Below are 15,410 nucleotides of genomic sequence, written 5' to 3'. Positions count from 1 at the left end.
CCCCGACGACACGCGCCGGAGGGCCCCGGGGAGGAGCGCTTAGCTGCCGATACCGAGTTTCTTGCAACCGTCCGCGTAGCGGTCGCCGCAAAGCTGCTCAGGCGTCTGGATCGGCTTACCGTTGACCGTCTTGTCGATGATTTCGGCCTTCAGGTTCTCCGCAGTCACGAGCGCCGGCGTAAAGAGCTGCGTCGGAGTGTCGAACAGCTTCGTATCCGCCTTCGGCGTTTCACCGGAAAGCAGCTGCAGTGCGACGTTGGCGGCAGCGGCAGCAACGATCTCGCTCGGCTTGGAGATCGTGTTGTACTGATCGCCGGCGATAATCAGCTGCAAGCCGGCAATCGTTGCGTCATTGCCTGTCACCGGCGGGACCGGATCAATGCCGGCAGCCTTGAAGGCGGCGACGGCTGCACCGCCGGTACCGTCATTGGCCGCCACGACGCCAATGATCTTCTTGCCGAAGCGGGTGATCTGCCCACTTGCCCATTGCTGTGCCTTCGGCGGCGCCCATTCCGGCGTGTCGTATTCGGCCAGCACCTGATATCCGCCTTCAGCGATGCCTGCATGGATGCCCTTCTTGATCAGGCCGGCAGCCGCATCGGTCGGCGAGCCGTTGATCTCCAGCAGACCGCCATCTTCTGGTTTGACATTGTTCTTCTTCAAATGTTCGACAAGCGATGCGGCAATCATCTTGCCGATCTCTTCATTGTTGAAAGAGACGTAATAGTCAGCGGCCGCAGACGGGATCGGGCGGTCATAGGCGATGACCTTGACGCCCTGGCTCTGGGCCATCTTCACCAGCGAGGCAGCGGCGGTGGAATCGACCGGGTCGAGGACGATCGCCTTGGCACCCTGCGAGATCGCGGAGTTAAACTGCTGCTGCTGGCGGGATGCGTCGCCATTGGCATTCTGGTATATCACCTTGCAGCCGGCGCAGAGTTTTGCCATTTCAGCCTGGAAGCCAGGGTAATCATGCTCTTCATAACGCGTCGAGCTCTGGTCGGGCATCAGGAAGGCGACCGTTGCGTCGGTGACTTTGGCCGATTGTGCAAAAACGGACGTTCCGTTAAGAAGGCCGACAGCCAGTAGGGCAGCGCCTGCGAGTTTCATTGAGAATTGCGTCATTTCGGTTTCTCCCTTGAAGAGATCGATTGTTGCGGTTACCGTCTCAGGCGTGTGGCTGGCCTGAGTTAACGTGCACAAAGCCACGCGCCGAAACTCACGGTCAAAGACCACCGTCGGCCGCACTGCTAAGGCGCATCTGTTCCAAATTTGACGACATGCGATCCCTCACGGAGGCCCGCCACGGTCTCCGGTTCGCACTTGCCACCAATGTCTCCTGTCTCCTCCCTGTCCTCCCTGGTTAGGCGGCCTCCACCGCTTTTTCGTTTTGTGCCCTCAAGGCTCGGAACCTGGAGGGCGGCATGCCTTTTTGTGCGAGAAAGTGTCTGTTGAAATTCGAAAGGTTGTTAAACCCGGATGCGTAGCAGATATCGATCACAGGCATGTCCTCGCTGCTCATCAGCAACTGGCAGGCAAGATTGATGCGTAAGCGGTTGACATACTGAATCACCGAGAAGCCGGTATGTTTGCGAAACGATCGGGAGAACGCACTTGGCGTTTGACCGGCAATCGCCGAAAGATCGGTCTCGGAAAATGGCTCCGTCAGTCGCTCGCGGATAAATGCCAACGCCTTGTTAGTGCCGATCGACATATATCCGGAGGGATCGGGCTGATAATCGGATGTGGTCAGAGCCACGTGATCGTTTGCACCGGTCAAAAGTTCGACGAGCTGCATGAAAAGCGCGATGCGACGCGCACCGGTGGCGTCCAGCATCTCCTGCATGATCGGCTTTGCGAGCGCGGCTGCCTCGAGCGAAAAGAGGACGCCTCGACGACTATCGGCCAGCACCGAGCGGAAACCCTTGAGCTCCGGAAGGATGGCAAGCAGCCCATCGATGAACGCCTCGGAGAATTGCAAAACCAGGCAGCGTTGCTCGATGCGCCTGTTGTCGACGACCTCGCTGACCCAGTTGTGCGGAAGGTTCGGGCCGGTCATGACAAAATTTCCCGGCTGAAAATCGCCGATGAAGTCGCCGACAAAATAGCAGCCGGAGGTTTCGGTGATGAGGTGGATCTCGTACTCGGGATGAAAGTGCCACCGCACCGTATGATAGGGATATCCGTGCGACCACATTTTGAAGGACTCGCCGGATCGTATCTGGACGACTTCCAGATCGGGCTCTGATACATCCCGCATACGACTACCCCTCCCAGGATACACTCTGTTGCTCGGCCATCCGCGGAGGAACTCTCCCGGTTCCATCCCACGACCATGAAAGAAGTTTAGCCGGATGTGACAGGCCGCTCCACCACATTTGCCCCCGCCGGCCGATACTTTTTTGTCATCGGATTGATGATTGCCTAGATGCCCAGCAGCGCATTTGCGGGTAGGTCCTGTGTCAACGGCACAGTTCGCCGAGGGAGTGAAAATGGACTGAAATGGGCGCTACGATCGTCGCGATGATCCACCGCACATTTCACCGGGACAACAATCGAACCGACGACCTAAGCCCCGGCCCCCTGCAGGGCGGGAGAAACATTTCTCGCCCTCGCGCCCTCAAGCAGTCGATCGACGATCATGCGTCCGATCGGGATGGCGGAGGTTGCCGCCGGTGAGGGGGCATTGCAGACATGCAGCATTCGTTCGGTCTGCTTGAACAGAAAGTCATGAACCAGGCTTCCGTCGGCCATCACCGCCTGCGCTCGAATGCCGGCTTGCGGGTGTTGCAGATCATCGATCGTCAGCGCAGGGCAGTATTTCCGGCATTCCTTGAGATAGCGTGCGCGCGACGCGGAATTGGCGAACTCTGAAATTGCCGAACGCCAGTTCCTCCGAGCCATCTTCCAAAAGCCAGAAAACGTCACCATGCTGCCGACGTCCGCGATTGCAAAACTGCCTTTGGCATAGCCTTCGCGCGCAAAACCAAGCACTGCATTGGGACCCACAGTCATGCCGCCGTCAATCGTTCGCGTCAGGTGAATTCCCAGAAACGGCAAGTCGGGATCGGGGATCGGATAGATGAGGCGCTGCGTGACCTTCGCCTTCGATGCCGGCAAAGCGTAGTATTCCCCACGGAACGGAACGATCCGATGATTGATCTTCAAGCCGGCCATCAATGCGATTCGGTCCGACTGGAGACCGGCGCAGGCAACCAGTTTGCTGGCGTCGACGCAACCGGACGGGCTTTCGATGCGCACGCTCTTTTCCTGTTCGTGAATGGCTTTGACCACAACTCCGCGCCTGATCTCGCCGCCCCGCGCTTCGATCGTTTGTGCCATGACGCGGCATACCACCGCGTAGTCGACAATCCCGGTGGAGTGGACCAGAAGAGCGCCGAGACCGGCGATACCAGGCTCGGCGGCTCTCAATTGCGCGGTCGTCAGCCGCGTATAGTCGATGCCGTTCTGCCGTGCCCTTCCCTCGAGCGCATCCATGCGCTCAGTCTCCGCATCGTTGGTGGCGACCAACAACTTCCCGCAGGTTTCGAATGGGATGCGATTTTCAGTACAGAAGCGCTTTGTCGCCGCCGCACCCTCGCGGCAGAGCTTTGCCTTCAGGGAGTCGGGAGCATAATAGATTCCGGCGTGGATGACGCCGCTATTGCGACCCGTCTGGTGTCTGGCAAGCTCTGGCTCTTTCTCCAAGACAACGATTCTGGCGCCAGGTGTCCTTTCCTGCAACGCCATGGCGACCGCCAAGCCGACGATACCCCCTCCAATGATGCAATGGTCATACATGCCGCTATCCGGTTGTGATTGATCCCCACTGTCAAGGTTAGCATTCGCGCGGCTCGCCGTCTTGCGATCCTTATGGCGTAATTCGCTCCAGTGCCGTCGTGAAACGCCTTCGCTGAGTACGCCGCGCATCTATTTCTGGCGCACGGACAAAACGTTGCGGATGGAAAAGCTGGAATTGATCCGCAGCACACCCGGCAGGACTGAAAGTATCTCCTTGTGAATCCTTTCGAAAGCACTGGCGCTTTCGACGTCAACGCGAAGCAGATAATCCGAACCACCCGTCATCAGAAAGCACTCGCGAATCTCCGGGTATTTGCGAACGGCGGTCTCAAAGCGGTTCAGGTATTCCTCCGTCTGGCGTTCGAGAGTGATCTGGATGATCACCGCAATTGCGTCCTCGCCGAGCATGTCAACGAGTGCTGTGTAACCCCTGATGATGCCTGCCCGTTCCATGAGTGCGATGCGGCGCAGACAGGCGGAGGCGGACAGACCAACTTCCTTGCCGAGATCGACATTGGAGATCCGGGAGTTCAGGCGCAATTGCCGGATGATTTTCCTGTCGATCGCATCGATCTCATACATTATCGCCTCATCTATTCGCGCAGTCGGCTGCCGTGTCATCCGACATCGATTGCGTCGGCCACCCATCGCATAGGATGCTCACCCCGAATAGAAGAGAATCGCTTCGTCTGGCAACGGCAAGAAAAACCTGAGACCATAGCCTGCTTCTCACCCCGCAGCTGCCCCGTCCAGGAAAGGTCAAAAATGTGCTTGCTGAGATCCTGGTGACGCTGCTGATGGCCGAACAAGCCAGCCATGCCGCAGCAGCCGGTTGCGGCAATTTCAACCGGTGCGCCGAGAGCAGCAAACACCTTTTTCCACGCCGTTGCTCCGGCGCCGGCGCTTTCACTGCAATGAAGGAACAGTTTGCGCGGCAATCGCTCCCTGTTCAATCTTGGCAAACCGCGTCCGCGGGCAATTTCCTCGCTCAAAAATTCCTGGACGAGAAGGATATTCTGGCCCGCCAGGCCGGCGTTCGCATAGTCCTGGCGGATCATCATGACGAAAGCAGGATCGACCCCCACCATCGGTCTCCCGGATGCCGCGACTTTGTCGATCGCCGATCGAAGCTTCCGGGCCTGCCTGATAAAACGAGGTCGGTCGCCGAGCACGTGGGCCGCTTTTCCGCCCGGACGCATGGCGACGAAAACGGGGCGATAGCCAAAGCCGCGAAGGCCGTCTGCGAGCGCCAACGCGGCCTGCGTATCGAAAAGGGCTGTAAATGGATCCCGCCACACGAAGACCGTATCCTCATGCCATCGCCGCTGCGCGATCACCTCGACGGAAAACGCCTTATAGCCGCCTTTGCCCACATCGTGAAAGGCGATGAACGGAAGGTCACGCAGACCCGAAGCTTTCTCCATCAGCGGGTTGAATACCCTCGCAAGGAGAGCCACCAGTTTTCTATACCGGATCAAAACTGGGGAATATTCCTCCAGCAGCAGTGCCGCCTTGTCTGCCAGTGATCGCCGGCGCGTCCGGTGGAGCTGGTCGAGGAAATGCGATTTCATCTCCGGTATGTCGACCTGCACCGGACAACTCGTGGCGCAGGCCTTGCAGCCAAGGCATCCGTCGAGCGAGGCCAGAACATCGCTCTCCAACTCTTCGGTCGCATCGCCTTGGCGTTTTGCCTGGTGCCAATGCCTCAACGCGTCGGCGCGGCCTTTCGGTGAATGGCGAAGGTCGCGGGTGGCCTTGAATGACGGACACATGACATTGCTGCGCGGATAACTCAGACACTGAGCATTGCCGTTACACCTGAAGGCAAGTCCGAGCGGGTCATTCTCATCGGTGTTGACGCTACGAAACGGGGTTGTCGCAATGCCCATGAGAGATCCCGGATCGCCGACGAGCTTTCCCGGATTGAAACGGTGCGCTGGATCGAATGCCCGCTTGACGCGACGAAACGCGTCGTAGGCGGCCTCACCGACGAACTCCGCAAGGTAAGCGCCGCGCACGCCCTTGCCGTGCTCCCCCCAGAAGATCCCGCCGTGCCTGCGCGTCAAGTCGAAGACGCTGTCCGAAATCTCTTTCATGATGGTCCGGTCCTCGTCGGAATCGATATCGAGGGCAGGGCGGATGTGAAGACAGCCGACATCGACATGCCCATACATGCCGTAGCTCAAGCCGTTGTTGCTCAACAACCCCGTGAAATCCTTCACAAAGGCGGCAAGGTTTTCGACAGGCACCACGCAGTCTTCGACAAAGGCAATTGGCCGGCGAGTGCCACTGACCTTGCCGAGCAAGCCAACGCTTGCCGCTCGCACCTGCCAGAGCGCTGCCATTTCGATATCGTCGACGGCCACGTGGCTTGCGATTGCGCCAGCAAGCGTCAGCGCGCTCTCGCGCAGAGCTTCAACGTGCCGTGCGAGATCTGCCTCGTCGTCCCCGACGAATTCGACGAAATTGTAGGCGATCGGTTGGCCGTCACGAGCGCGTAGCCCGACGGGCAGCGCTTGCAGAATTCCGGCCCTTTCGGCCAGGCCCTGCACCCATTCGTCCATCACTTCGATCGCCAGCGGATCATGCGCAAGCAGCGCACTGCCGGCATCGAGTGCCGCGGCGAACGTCTCGAAGCCGATGACAACCAGTCGCTTGAATTTCGGTTTGCGCATCAGATGCAGTCGTACGCGCGTAACGAGGCCCAGCGTCCCCTCCGCGCCGATCGGCAAGCGCCACCATTCGAGATCGCCTTCAGGTGGCTTCGCCCGTTCGAGATCATAGCCTGTAAACCGCCGCGAAAGCGCCGGCACCTGGCCGAGCAACGCATCGCGACCCGACGCACAAGCCGCTTCGATCTCTAAGAGCATTGCGTTGGCCCAGTCGGGTGTCGGCGCGCCGCTATCCAGTGTCCGGCCGCCATCGACAACGATTTCCATCCCAAGGACGTTGTCGCTGGTCTTGCCGTAGCGCCTCGATCCCTTGCCGGATGCATCGGTACTTACCATGCCGCCGATCGTGCAGCGGCTCGCAGTCGAGGTGGTCGGCGCGAAGAACAGGCCAGATGCGGCCAGTTGCGCGTTCAACTCGTCGAGAACGATGCCAGGCTCTACCTCTGCCCACTGCTCCTTCTCGTTCACCTGCAGGAGGCGGTTCATGTATTTCTGAAAATCGACGATGATGCCGGCGTTCAGGCTCTGACCGTTGGTGCCGGTGCCGCCACCGCGTGCGGTGACGGGAACGCCACGCAGATCATCGGCCTCGAGGACGTGCATCAACCGCCGAACATCCTCGGCATCGCGCGGCGCAACGACGATATCCGGCATCACGGTGTAAATACTGTTGTCCGTGGACATCGCCGCCAGAAGTGCGGCGTCTTTTGCGATGTCGCCACGAAATCCCGCGTCAGCGAGCAAGGCAGGGAGCCTTTGCAGCACAACATGATAGGACATTTTCTTTACGCTCTGGTGCAACATCGCCGTCCATCCGGAGAAATCGAGGAACCGGCATTGAACCACAAAGGCACGTTTCGTATAATTAGAAAGATATGAAGGTATTTTCGGAAAATACGAACATAGGCCTACGCCATCTTCGCGCCGCGCTGACGGTCATGGAGGAGGGATCCTTCAGCAGGGCAGCGCAGCGGCTTGGCGTCGTGCCTTCCGCCCTGACCGAAACGATCCGCTCGCTCGAACTGGAATGTGGAACGGCGATCTTCGACCGGAGGATGCGTCCTGTAAGGGCGACAGAAGCGGGCGAGGCGTTCCTCGAGGGCGCGCGAGATCTTCTCGATCGTTTCGAACTTTCGCTGACGAACCTGCGACAGGTGGGCGGCCTCAAACGTGGTCGGGTAGCGATTGGCGCAGCGCCATCGGCTGTCCTGAGCCCGATATCGGACGCGATCATGAAGTTCCGTGCAGACCATCCGGGAATTGATATCATAGTCCATGATGACGTGGCCGAGCGGTTGGCCGGCATGGTGGTGAACAGAACGCTTGATTTCGCGCTGGCTGGGCCGGGTTTTGAATCGGCCGAATTGGACGGAAGGAAGATCAGCGAAGACCCGTTTGGCCTCGTCTGCCATAGAGATCATCAACTCGCACGGTCGTCGCGTCCGATTGTTTTGGCCGATATCAATCCGGAGGATGTGATCGCACTCGACGGACAGGCCGGCATTGCAAGAATGCTCGCCGATTGCCCCGAGTTGCCGCCGAGGCTGACAATGGGCCGCATCCAAACTTTCAGCACCATTGCGCAGTTGACCTTGATCAGTCGCAACGCCGGCGTGGCGCTGCTGCCGCAGCAGGCTGCGAACGTTATCCAAAGTGATGACATTGTTTTTCGCGCGATCGCCGATTTTCGGCTCATCCGCTCGCTCTATCTGCTGACACGCAACCGCTCGAACCTACCCCCAGCAGCGGAGCGCTTCGTCAGCTACCTCTTCTAGTGGATTTTGCACGAAACATTGAATGAGTTGACGAAAGCTGCGGAAACCTGATCTCAATTGCTCGTATTAGCGAAGGATTGAGCGAAAACGTCGTTCAACCACCGCTATCCTTGCAGCAGGTAAATCGGGGCCAATCATGAACAGCAGCACCGACAACGTTATGCTCGCAACCGACCGATGCGGCGTCCTTGCAATCGACCTTGGCGCCCTTGGTGAGAACTACCGCCGATTGGCCAAGAATGTTGCTCCAGCAGCGCTTGCCGCCGTTGTGAAGGCCGACGCTTATGGCCTTGGCGCCGTTCAGGTCAGCCAGAGACTGTACCAGGAGGGATGCCGGAGATTCTTTGTGGCGCATTTCATCGAGGCCGTGCAGCTGCGTTCGTCGCTCCCGCAAAACGCTGCCATCTATGTGCTGAACGGCCTACAGCCTGGCAATGAGGAACGGGCGGCCGCCCTTGGCGTTGTACCCCTGTTGAACTCCATCGGTCAGATCGAGGCATGGTCGCAGACAGCCTGCAGGGTGGGCCGGACGCTTGAGGCTGCGCTCCAGGTCGACAGCGGGATGTCGAGGCTTGGCCTTTCCCCGGACGAAGTGTGTGAGCTGCTCGCCAACCCTGGCCTGATTTTGAACATCGAGGTCACGACGCTCGTCAGCCATCTCGCCTGCGCCGACGAACCGGCAAACCCGGCAAATGCAAGGCAGTTGGCGGCCCTCCGGGCGATATCGACCGCCTTTCCGGGCCTACCCGTCTCATTGGCCAATTCCGGCGGCATCTTTCTGGGGGGCGAGTTCCATGGCTCGCTGGCACGTCCGGGCATTGCCCTTTATGGTGGCGCGCCGGTCGCAGACCGCGACAATCCCATGCTGCCGGTTGTCCGGCTTGAGGTCCCCGTCATTCAGACGCGCACCGTGTCTCCGGGCACCCAGATCGGCTATGGCGGAACGTTCACAGCGAAAACAGCCACACGCCTCGCAACAATTGCAGCGGGTTACGCCGACGGATTGCCACGCAGCTTGAGCGGGCGAGGCGCCGTCTACTTCGAAGGGCAGCGCCTGCCGATCGCCGGGCGCGTGTCGATGGACAGCATAACGGTCGATATCAGCGCTTTGCCGGAAGGCGCACTCGATCTCGGCACGCCGGTGGAAGTGGTTGGTAAACACCAAACCTTGGAGATGATGGCTGCAGACGCCGATACCATCTCATACGAAATCCTCACCCGTTTGGGCCACCGATACCAACGACGCTACATCTGATCTGATTTCTTTCTTTTTCTGGGGTTCATAATGAAGATTACTGTGCTTGGCGCCGGCGTCATCGGCGTCACCACGGCCTACTATCTGGCGAAATCGGGACACGAGGTCACGGTGCTGGAGCGCCAGAGCGGACCTGCGCTGGAGACGAGCTATGCCAATGCCGGTGAGATCTCGCCCGGCTATGCATCGCCCTGGGCGGCGCCCGGTATTCCTCAGAAGGCCGTAAAATGGCTCTTCATGAAACACGCGCCGCTGATCATTCGCCCGACATTCGACCCGGCCACCTGGGCCTGGGTGACGGCGATGCTGCGCAACTGCACCTCCGCTCGCTACGCGATCAACAAGAGCCGCATGGTTCGCCTTGCCGAATACAGCCGCGATTGCCTGATCGAGCTGCGCGCCGATACCAGCATCCCCTATGATGAGCGGACGCAAGGAACCCTGCAGCTCTTTCGCACGCAAAAACAGCTCGGTTCGATCACAAAGGACATCGAGGTCCTCGCAAAGGACGGCGTGCCGTTCCAGGTGCTCGATCCGGCACAATGTGTCGCGGCCGAGCCTGGGCTGGCGCCGGTCAAGCACAAGATCGTCGGCGGATTGCGCCTGCCCAACGACGAGACCGGCGACTGTTTCAAGTTCACCAACGAGCTCGCCAAGCGTGCTGAGGCATTGGGCGTGCGGTTTATCTATGGAGCCGACGTCCACAAGCTGCGCATCGAGAACAACAGGATCAGCGCGGTCGAAACCGCGCAGGGCACGTTTGGCGCCGATATCGTGGTGGCGGCCTTCGGCAGCTTCACGTCAGCCCTTCTGAAGCCGCTCGGGCTGAAGATCCCAATATACCCGGTGAAAGGATATTCGATCACTGTTCCGATCGTCGACGAGAGCCGGGCGCCCGTCTCGACGATCATGGACGAGACCTTCAAGATTGCCATCACCCGTCTCGGCGACCGGATCCGCGTCGGCGGCATGGCTGAAATCGCGCGCTTCAACAAGGACTTGCCGATGACCCGTAAGTCAACACTTGTACATTCGGTCGAGGATCTGTTCGGTGGAGCAGGCGACCAGAGCAAAGCACAGTTCTGGTGCGGACTGCGGCCGATGACGCCCGATGGAACGCCGATCATCGGCAAGACCGCCTACGACAACCTGTATTTGAACGCAGGGCACGGCACGCTTGGCTGGACGATGGCCTGCGGCTCCGGCCGTCTACTGACAGATCTCATCAACAGGGTGAAACCGCAGATATCGACCGAGGGCTTCGATCTCAGCCGCTACGGCTGACGAGGGCCGCAGAATTCGTACGCTATCCTGATTAAATACCGGCGCCCGCGAAATGCAGCGCCGGCATTTTCGCAATCCGGCGCTTCAGCGCGCTGCCCAGTTCGCTCCACGCCGGAAGATGGTCTTCATCTCAGGCACCGAAAATTCCTTGGCCTGATGGCCAAGCGAAGAATAGAAGACACGCCCTTTGCCGTATTTGCGCTTCCAGGCGACGGGCATCACCACGCCGTCGATCCAGTAGGCGTGGTCGCCGGTAAACCGGGTCGTCGCCAGCACCTCGTTCGAAGGATCGACGTGCATGTAGTATTGTTCGGAGGTGTAGGGGAAGTCGATGATGCCTTCCATGACGGGATCATCCGGCCGGGTGATGTTGACCGTATAGTCGATGATGTTGCCGGGATGCGCGACCCACTGGCCGCCGATGATGAATTGGTATTCGACGCATTCACGGAAGCTGTCGCCGGCGCCACCATGGTAGCCGGCAATTCCGACACCACCCTCGACCGCGGCTGCAAGGTTCTTGATCTCTTCCTTTTCGATCTTCGACATCGTCACGATCGGCACGACGAGGCTTAGATCGTGGACGGACGGATCTGCAAAGGCCTCGGTGGTGTGCTCGACGTAGACCTTGAAGTCATCCTCCTCCAGCATGTCCTTGATGATTGAGGCGCATTCCTGCGGCTCATGGCCGCTCCATCCACCCCAGACGATCAGTGCTTCACGCATACTCTTCCTCCTGATGATTACTTGCCCAAGCGCCCGTCGACGAGCGACTGCGGAAGCGGCATCGGCCGCTCGGTTTGAGTAGTGATAGCGACCGTACGCCCACTGTCAGAGGCCGTATGGAAGGCTTCCATGACCTCGAGGACATGCAGGGCAAGATCGCCGTTGGCACGATGCGGGCGGTTGGATCGAATGGCATGGGCCAGATCAGCGACACCGATCGAGCGATAGTTGCCGTCGCCATAAGGTGCCGTGAGAGCCTGCTTTTCGAATGCCCCGCCCTTTCTCAGCAGTTCCACTTCACCGCCGAAGTGGTTGGGATCGGGGACGATCAGCGTGCCTTCGGTGCCGTAGATCTCGAGCGGCACGTGCTTGTGGCCAGCAACATCAAAACTCATGCCGATCTGAACGACGGCACCGTTGGCAAACGCCATGAGACCCGCGACGTGGGTCGCTACATGCACCGGAATGCGCTCGCCATTTCTCGGCTCGCTGGTGATGACACGCTCCTTGCGGGGGCTGACGGCAAAACCGGCCACCTGCGCGACGGGTCCGAAAAGATTGACAAGGTCGGTGATGTAGTAAGGTCCCATGTCGAGCATCGGTCCGCCGCCGACCTCGTAGTAGAAGGCCGGATTTGGATGCCAGCGTTCGTGCCCTGGGCACATGAAGGTCGCCGTGCCGCCGACCGGTTGGCCGATCACGCCCTGATCGATGAGGGTACGCGCCGTCTGATGGCCCCCGCCAAGAAAGGTGTCAGGGGCGGCACCGATACGCAGGCCCTTGGCTTTCGCGGCTTCGGCGAGCTTCTTGCCCTCCGCGAAGCTGATGCCGAGCGGCTTTTCCGAATAGGCATGTTTGCCGGCCTCTAGCGCCTGCAGACCAACCGCGACATGCGCCTTCGGCACAGTCAGATTGACAATGATCTCGACCTTGGGGTCGGCAAGGAGTTCGTCGATCCGCTTTGCGGGCACGTTGAATTCGCCGGCCTTGGCTTCCGCCAGCGCGTGATTGAGGTCGGCCACGCCGCGAACGTCAAGGATGGGGAAGGACGCCATCGCTTTCAGATAGGCGCCGGATATATTGCCGCATCCGATGATGCCAATACCGACTCGTTCCATGATTTCCTCCCGTTGGATGTCGTGATTTTGCTATTCAGAGCGCTGGTCCGGTGGTGTTCCAGGGCGACTCGTAGAGTTCGTAAAGCGCCACCGCAGCTGCTCCTTGCGCCCAGAAGTCGTCCGTCGAATCGTCGAAGACGAGTTCGGCAACGCCCTTCAGAGACGGTGGAATGGCGAGCGCATAAGCGTTGCGCAGGCTGTCGAGAAAGGGTTCGCCAAGAGCAAGGCTCGAACCGACGAGAATGACACGCGGCGGCGCAAACAAGGTGACGATATTGGCGATCGCCACGCCGACGGCTTCGCCGGCGCGGATCGCCGCGCCAATCAGCGTGTTATCCTCAGCCTTGATGAGCGCCTGGGCATGCGTCATGCCGCGTCCAAGCCGAATGGCCTCGGCAAAGCGGCCGCTGGCGGGCTGCTCACCAAGGATTTCGCTTTCGCCGGCCTGGCTCGACAGCCGCACGATGCCGCGCGGTCCCATGCCAAGCACCAGGTCGCCGAGATTGTGGCTGAGGCCACCGGCGCCGCGGAAAAGCTGATTGTCGTGGAGCACCCCGAGCCCAAGCGTCTGCTCAAGCGAAATCAATACCATGTCCTCCAGATCGCGGGCTTTGCCAAACCAGTGGTGGGCAAGCGTGATCGCATGCGCGTCGCTTTCCACGATCGTCGGGGTATTCAGCCGAGCCGTCATTTCGCTGGCGAAATCGACATTCGTGTCGCGAAAGATCGGGCTGCTACGGATATGGCCGGTGCGGTGCTCGATCACGCCGGGAAGGCCAAGGCACACGGTGTCGACCTCCTCGAGAGAAAGGCCGGCATCGACGACGCAGCGCCGTACCCCGTCCTCGACGAGGTCGGCGATGACGCCGATCGGCTGGCGATCGATGCGGATTGGCAGCGTCAGTTTCGACAGCACGTCGCCGCGAAAGTCGGTCACCACGAAAACGAGGCGGTTGGCCGCGATTTTGGCACCGACAACGCGCGCCGCGTCCGGGTTGAGCTCGAGCATGACACGCGGGCGCCCACGGGCCGCCTCATTGCGAATGTCGCCCTCGTGACGCGGCAGGATTAGCCCGTCATCAAGCAGCGAGGCGGTGATGGCGGAGACGGTCGTGGTCGACAACTGCGTGCGTTCGCTGATCTCGACACGCGCTATCGGTCCGTGACGGCGGATCGTATCCAGCACGTTCAAGCGGTTGATCGCGCGCATCAATTCCGGATCTGCGGTCTTCATGGGGTCTTGCCGGCTCTTCGATGTTGCGCGGTGCGCGGGGCTTATATTTTCAACGGTATGCGAATTAAATAGCGCGGCAGCAGCCCCGTCTGTCAAGGCAAATCTGCCAATTTCAACGCAGGGAGTTGACATTCGCCAAAACCTCCCGATGATTTATTCCGCATAAGGGAAAAATTGAAGAGGACGATTTTTGCCCTTCTTGGAGGAGACATCATGTTTGATCATATGAGGGCCAAGGCCCTATTTCGCAGCCGTTTCATTGCCCGCTCGGCGGCCACGGGACTGGCACTTCTGATCGCTGCGGGAAGTGCTGCAGCCGATACGACCGTCAAGTGGCTGCATCTTGAAATCGACCCGAACTATCTGGCGGTCTGGAAGAAGATCGCAGCCAAGTACGAGGCCGAGCATCCCGGCGTAAAGATCGAAATGCAGTTCCTGGAAAACGAGGCCTTCAAGGCGAAGCTTCCAACGCTGCTGCAATCGAGTGATGCGCCAGACCTGTTTTTCAGCTGGGGCGGTGGGGTGCTGAAGCAGCAACTTGCCACCGGCACGCTGATGGACCTGACCGAGGCTATGAATGCCAAGGACGGCGCCTGGCTGAAGAGCTACAATCCCGCGTCCGTCAACGGCTTGACCTTCGATGGCAAGATCGGTGCCGTCCCCTACAAGATGGGTACGGTTTCCTTCTTCTATAACAAGCAGATGTTTGCAAAGGCAGGTGTCGACGCGGCATCCATCAAGTCCTGGGACGACTATCTTGCCGCGGTCAAGAAGCTCAAGGATGCCGGCATCGTGCCGATCGCCGGCGGCGGCGGCGAAAAATGGCCGATCCACTTCTACTGGAGCTATCTCGTCATGCGCGACGGCGGTCAGAAGGTCTTCGACGCCGCCAAGAACGGGCAGGGCGAGGGCTTCAACGATCCGGCCATCATCAAGGCCGGCGAGCAGCTCGCGGAGCTCGGCAAACTGCAACCCTTCCAGCCCGGATATCTCGGCGCGACATGGCCGCAGGCGCTTGGCGTTTTCGGTGACGGCAAGGCGGCGATGATCCTCGGCTTCGAGAACACCGCCGCCAACCAGCGCACCAACTCCGGCGACGGCAAGGGCCTCGACCCTGACAATATTGGTCGCTTCGCCTTCCCGGCCGTCTCGGGCGGTGCCGGTGCCGTCACCGACACGCTCGGCGGGCTGAACGGTTGGGCGGTGACGAAGAAGGCTCCGCCTGAAACGCTTGATTTCCTCGCCTACCTGACGAACGCCGAAAACGAGCGCGACATGGCCAAGGCCGGCATGCTTATTCCCGTCGCCGTCGGGGCTGAGGATGGGGTCACCAATCCACTGATGCATCAGGCTGCTGAACAGCTGGCGCACTCGACGTGGCACCAGAACTTCTTTGATCAGGATCTCGGTCCGTCCGTCGGCCGCGTGGTCAACGATGTCTCCGTTGCCATCGTGTCGGGACAGATGAGCCCGTCCGATGGGGCTCAGCAGATCCAGGAAGCCTTTGAGCAGGATCAGCTCTGAACAACACGACTGCGGCGCGCA

The 15,410-nt window shown here is 59.9% G+C and carries 12 protein-coding genes; 4 read left to right on the top strand and 8 right to left on the bottom strand.

What is annotated here, in order from left to right; genetic code table 11:
• Positions 1–39: 39 nt before the first annotated feature.
• The 5 genes from ACSQ9D_RS27715 to ACSQ9D_RS27695 all read right to left on the bottom strand — a co-directional run bounded on the left by ACSQ9D_RS27715 (position 40) and on the right by ACSQ9D_RS27695 (position 7,253).
• Positions 40–1,125: an ABC transporter substrate-binding protein gene (locus ACSQ9D_RS27715; RefSeq protein WP_436285012.1), complete on the bottom strand. Its 1,086-nt coding sequence runs from the start codon at positions 1,123–1,125 to the stop codon at positions 40–42.
• A 238-nt stretch (positions 1,126–1,363) separates the two neighbouring features.
• A complete protein-coding gene (locus tag ACSQ9D_RS27710) occupies positions 1,364–2,260 on the bottom strand; it encodes a helix-turn-helix domain-containing protein (protein ID WP_037126139.1) in 897 nt (298 codons plus the stop codon).
• Between the two features lie 308 nt (positions 2,261–2,568).
• A complete protein-coding gene (gene lhgO, locus ACSQ9D_RS27705; protein ID WP_436285011.1) occupies positions 2,569–3,801 on the bottom strand; it encodes an L-2-hydroxyglutarate oxidase in 1,233 nt (410 codons plus the stop codon).
• Positions 3,802–3,930: 129 nt separating this feature from the next.
• Positions 3,931–4,383 carry an Lrp/AsnC family transcriptional regulator gene (locus ACSQ9D_RS27700; RefSeq protein WP_037126130.1) on the bottom strand — a complete coding sequence of 151 codons (453 nt, stop codon included), beginning with the start codon at positions 4,381–4,383 and terminating at the stop codon, positions 3,931–3,933.
• 35 nt (positions 4,384–4,418) lie between these two features.
• Positions 4,419–7,253, bottom strand: a complete 2,835-nt coding sequence (locus tag ACSQ9D_RS27695) for an FAD-binding and (Fe-S)-binding domain-containing protein (protein ID WP_436285010.1) — start codon at positions 7,251–7,253, stop codon at positions 4,419–4,421.
• A gap of 95 nt (positions 7,254–7,348) precedes the next feature.
• On the opposite strand from ACSQ9D_RS27695, the gene ACSQ9D_RS27690 reads away from it, so the two are divergent.
• The 3 genes from ACSQ9D_RS27690 to ACSQ9D_RS27680 all read left to right on the top strand — a co-directional run bounded on the left by ACSQ9D_RS27690 (position 7,349) and on the right by ACSQ9D_RS27680 (position 10,787).
• Positions 7,349–8,248, top strand: coding sequence for a LysR family transcriptional regulator (locus tag ACSQ9D_RS27690; protein WP_436285009.1), 900 nt, complete (start codon positions 7,349–7,351; stop codon positions 8,246–8,248).
• A gap of 136 nt (positions 8,249–8,384) precedes the next feature.
• On the top strand, positions 8,385–9,503 hold the full coding sequence (gene alr / locus ACSQ9D_RS27685; protein ID WP_436285008.1) for an alanine racemase: 1,119 nt from the start codon (positions 8,385–8,387) through the stop codon (positions 9,501–9,503).
• 30 nt (positions 9,504–9,533) lie between these two features.
• Positions 9,534–10,787 carry a D-amino acid dehydrogenase gene (locus ACSQ9D_RS27680; RefSeq protein WP_436285007.1) on the top strand — a complete coding sequence of 418 codons (1,254 nt, stop codon included), beginning with the start codon at positions 9,534–9,536 and terminating at the stop codon, positions 10,785–10,787.
• A gap of 84 nt (positions 10,788–10,871) precedes the next feature.
• Here ACSQ9D_RS27680 and ACSQ9D_RS27675 read toward each other — a convergent pair whose 3' ends face one another.
• Genes ACSQ9D_RS27675 through ACSQ9D_RS27665 form a run of 3 tightly spaced genes read right to left on the bottom strand, consistent with a single transcriptional unit; the run spans position 10,872 to position 13,865 of the window.
• Positions 10,872–11,513, bottom strand: a complete 642-nt coding sequence (locus ACSQ9D_RS27675; RefSeq protein WP_436285006.1) for a ThuA domain-containing protein — start codon at positions 11,511–11,513, stop codon at positions 10,872–10,874.
• Between the two features lie 17 nt (positions 11,514–11,530).
• Entirely contained in the window at positions 11,531–12,631 is a 1,101-nt protein-coding gene (locus ACSQ9D_RS27670; RefSeq protein WP_436285005.1) for a Gfo/Idh/MocA family protein, read from the bottom strand.
• Positions 12,632–12,665: 34 nt separating this feature from the next.
• Positions 12,666–13,865 carry an ROK family protein gene (locus ACSQ9D_RS27665; protein ID WP_436285004.1) on the bottom strand — a complete coding sequence of 400 codons (1,200 nt, stop codon included), beginning with the start codon at positions 13,863–13,865 and terminating at the stop codon, positions 12,666–12,668.
• Positions 13,866–14,078: 213 nt separating this feature from the next.
• Between ACSQ9D_RS27665 and ACSQ9D_RS27660 the strand changes: the two genes are divergently transcribed.
• A complete protein-coding gene (locus ACSQ9D_RS27660; RefSeq protein WP_436285003.1) occupies positions 14,079–15,389 on the top strand; it encodes an ABC transporter substrate-binding protein in 1,311 nt (436 codons plus the stop codon).
• The last annotated feature ends 21 nt before the right edge of the window (positions 15,390–15,410 follow it).

This window comes from Rhizobium sp. LjRoot258 (assembly GCF_964254185.1).
Lineage (GTDB): Bacteria > Pseudomonadota > Alphaproteobacteria > Rhizobiales > Rhizobiaceae > Rhizobium.
Note: the sequence above shows the minus strand (reverse complement) of the source record. Positions and strands in the feature narration are given on the sequence as shown.

Coding starts and splice junctions, on each gene's coding strand:
- ACSQ9D_RS27715 (WP_436285012.1), bottom strand. CDS start 1,125: ATGACGCAATTCTCAATGAAACTCGCAGGCGCTGCCCTACTGGCTGTC.
- ACSQ9D_RS27680 (WP_436285007.1), top strand. CDS start 9,534: ATGAAGATTACTGTGCTTGGCGCCGGCGTCATCGGCGTCACCACGGCC.
- alr (WP_436285008.1), top strand. CDS start 8,385: ATGAACAGCAGCACCGACAACGTTATGCTCGCAACCGACCGATGCGGC.
- ACSQ9D_RS27665 (WP_436285004.1), bottom strand. CDS start 13,865: ATGAAGACCGCAGATCCGGAATTGATGCGCGCGATCAACCGCTTGAAC.
- ACSQ9D_RS27670 (WP_436285005.1), bottom strand. CDS start 12,631: ATGGAACGAGTCGGTATTGGCATCATCGGATGCGGCAATATATCCGGC.
- ACSQ9D_RS27675 (WP_436285006.1), bottom strand. CDS start 11,513: ATGCGTGAAGCACTGATCGTCTGGGGTGGATGGAGCGGCCATGAGCCG.
- ACSQ9D_RS27710 (WP_037126139.1), bottom strand. CDS start 2,260: ATGCGGGATGTATCAGAGCCCGATCTGGAAGTCGTCCAGATACGATCC.
- ACSQ9D_RS27660 (WP_436285003.1), top strand. CDS start 14,079: ATGTTTGATCATATGAGGGCCAAGGCCCTATTTCGCAGCCGTTTCATT.
- ACSQ9D_RS27700 (WP_037126130.1), bottom strand. CDS start 4,383: ATGTATGAGATCGATGCGATCGACAGGAAAATCATCCGGCAATTGCGC.
- lhgO (WP_436285011.1), bottom strand. CDS start 3,801: ATGTATGACCATTGCATCATTGGAGGGGGTATCGTCGGCTTGGCGGTC.
- ACSQ9D_RS27695 (WP_436285010.1), bottom strand. CDS start 7,253: ATGTCCTATCATGTTGTGCTGCAAAGGCTCCCTGCCTTGCTCGCTGAC.
- ACSQ9D_RS27690 (WP_436285009.1), top strand. CDS start 7,349: ATGAAGGTATTTTCGGAAAATACGAACATAGGCCTACGCCATCTTCGC.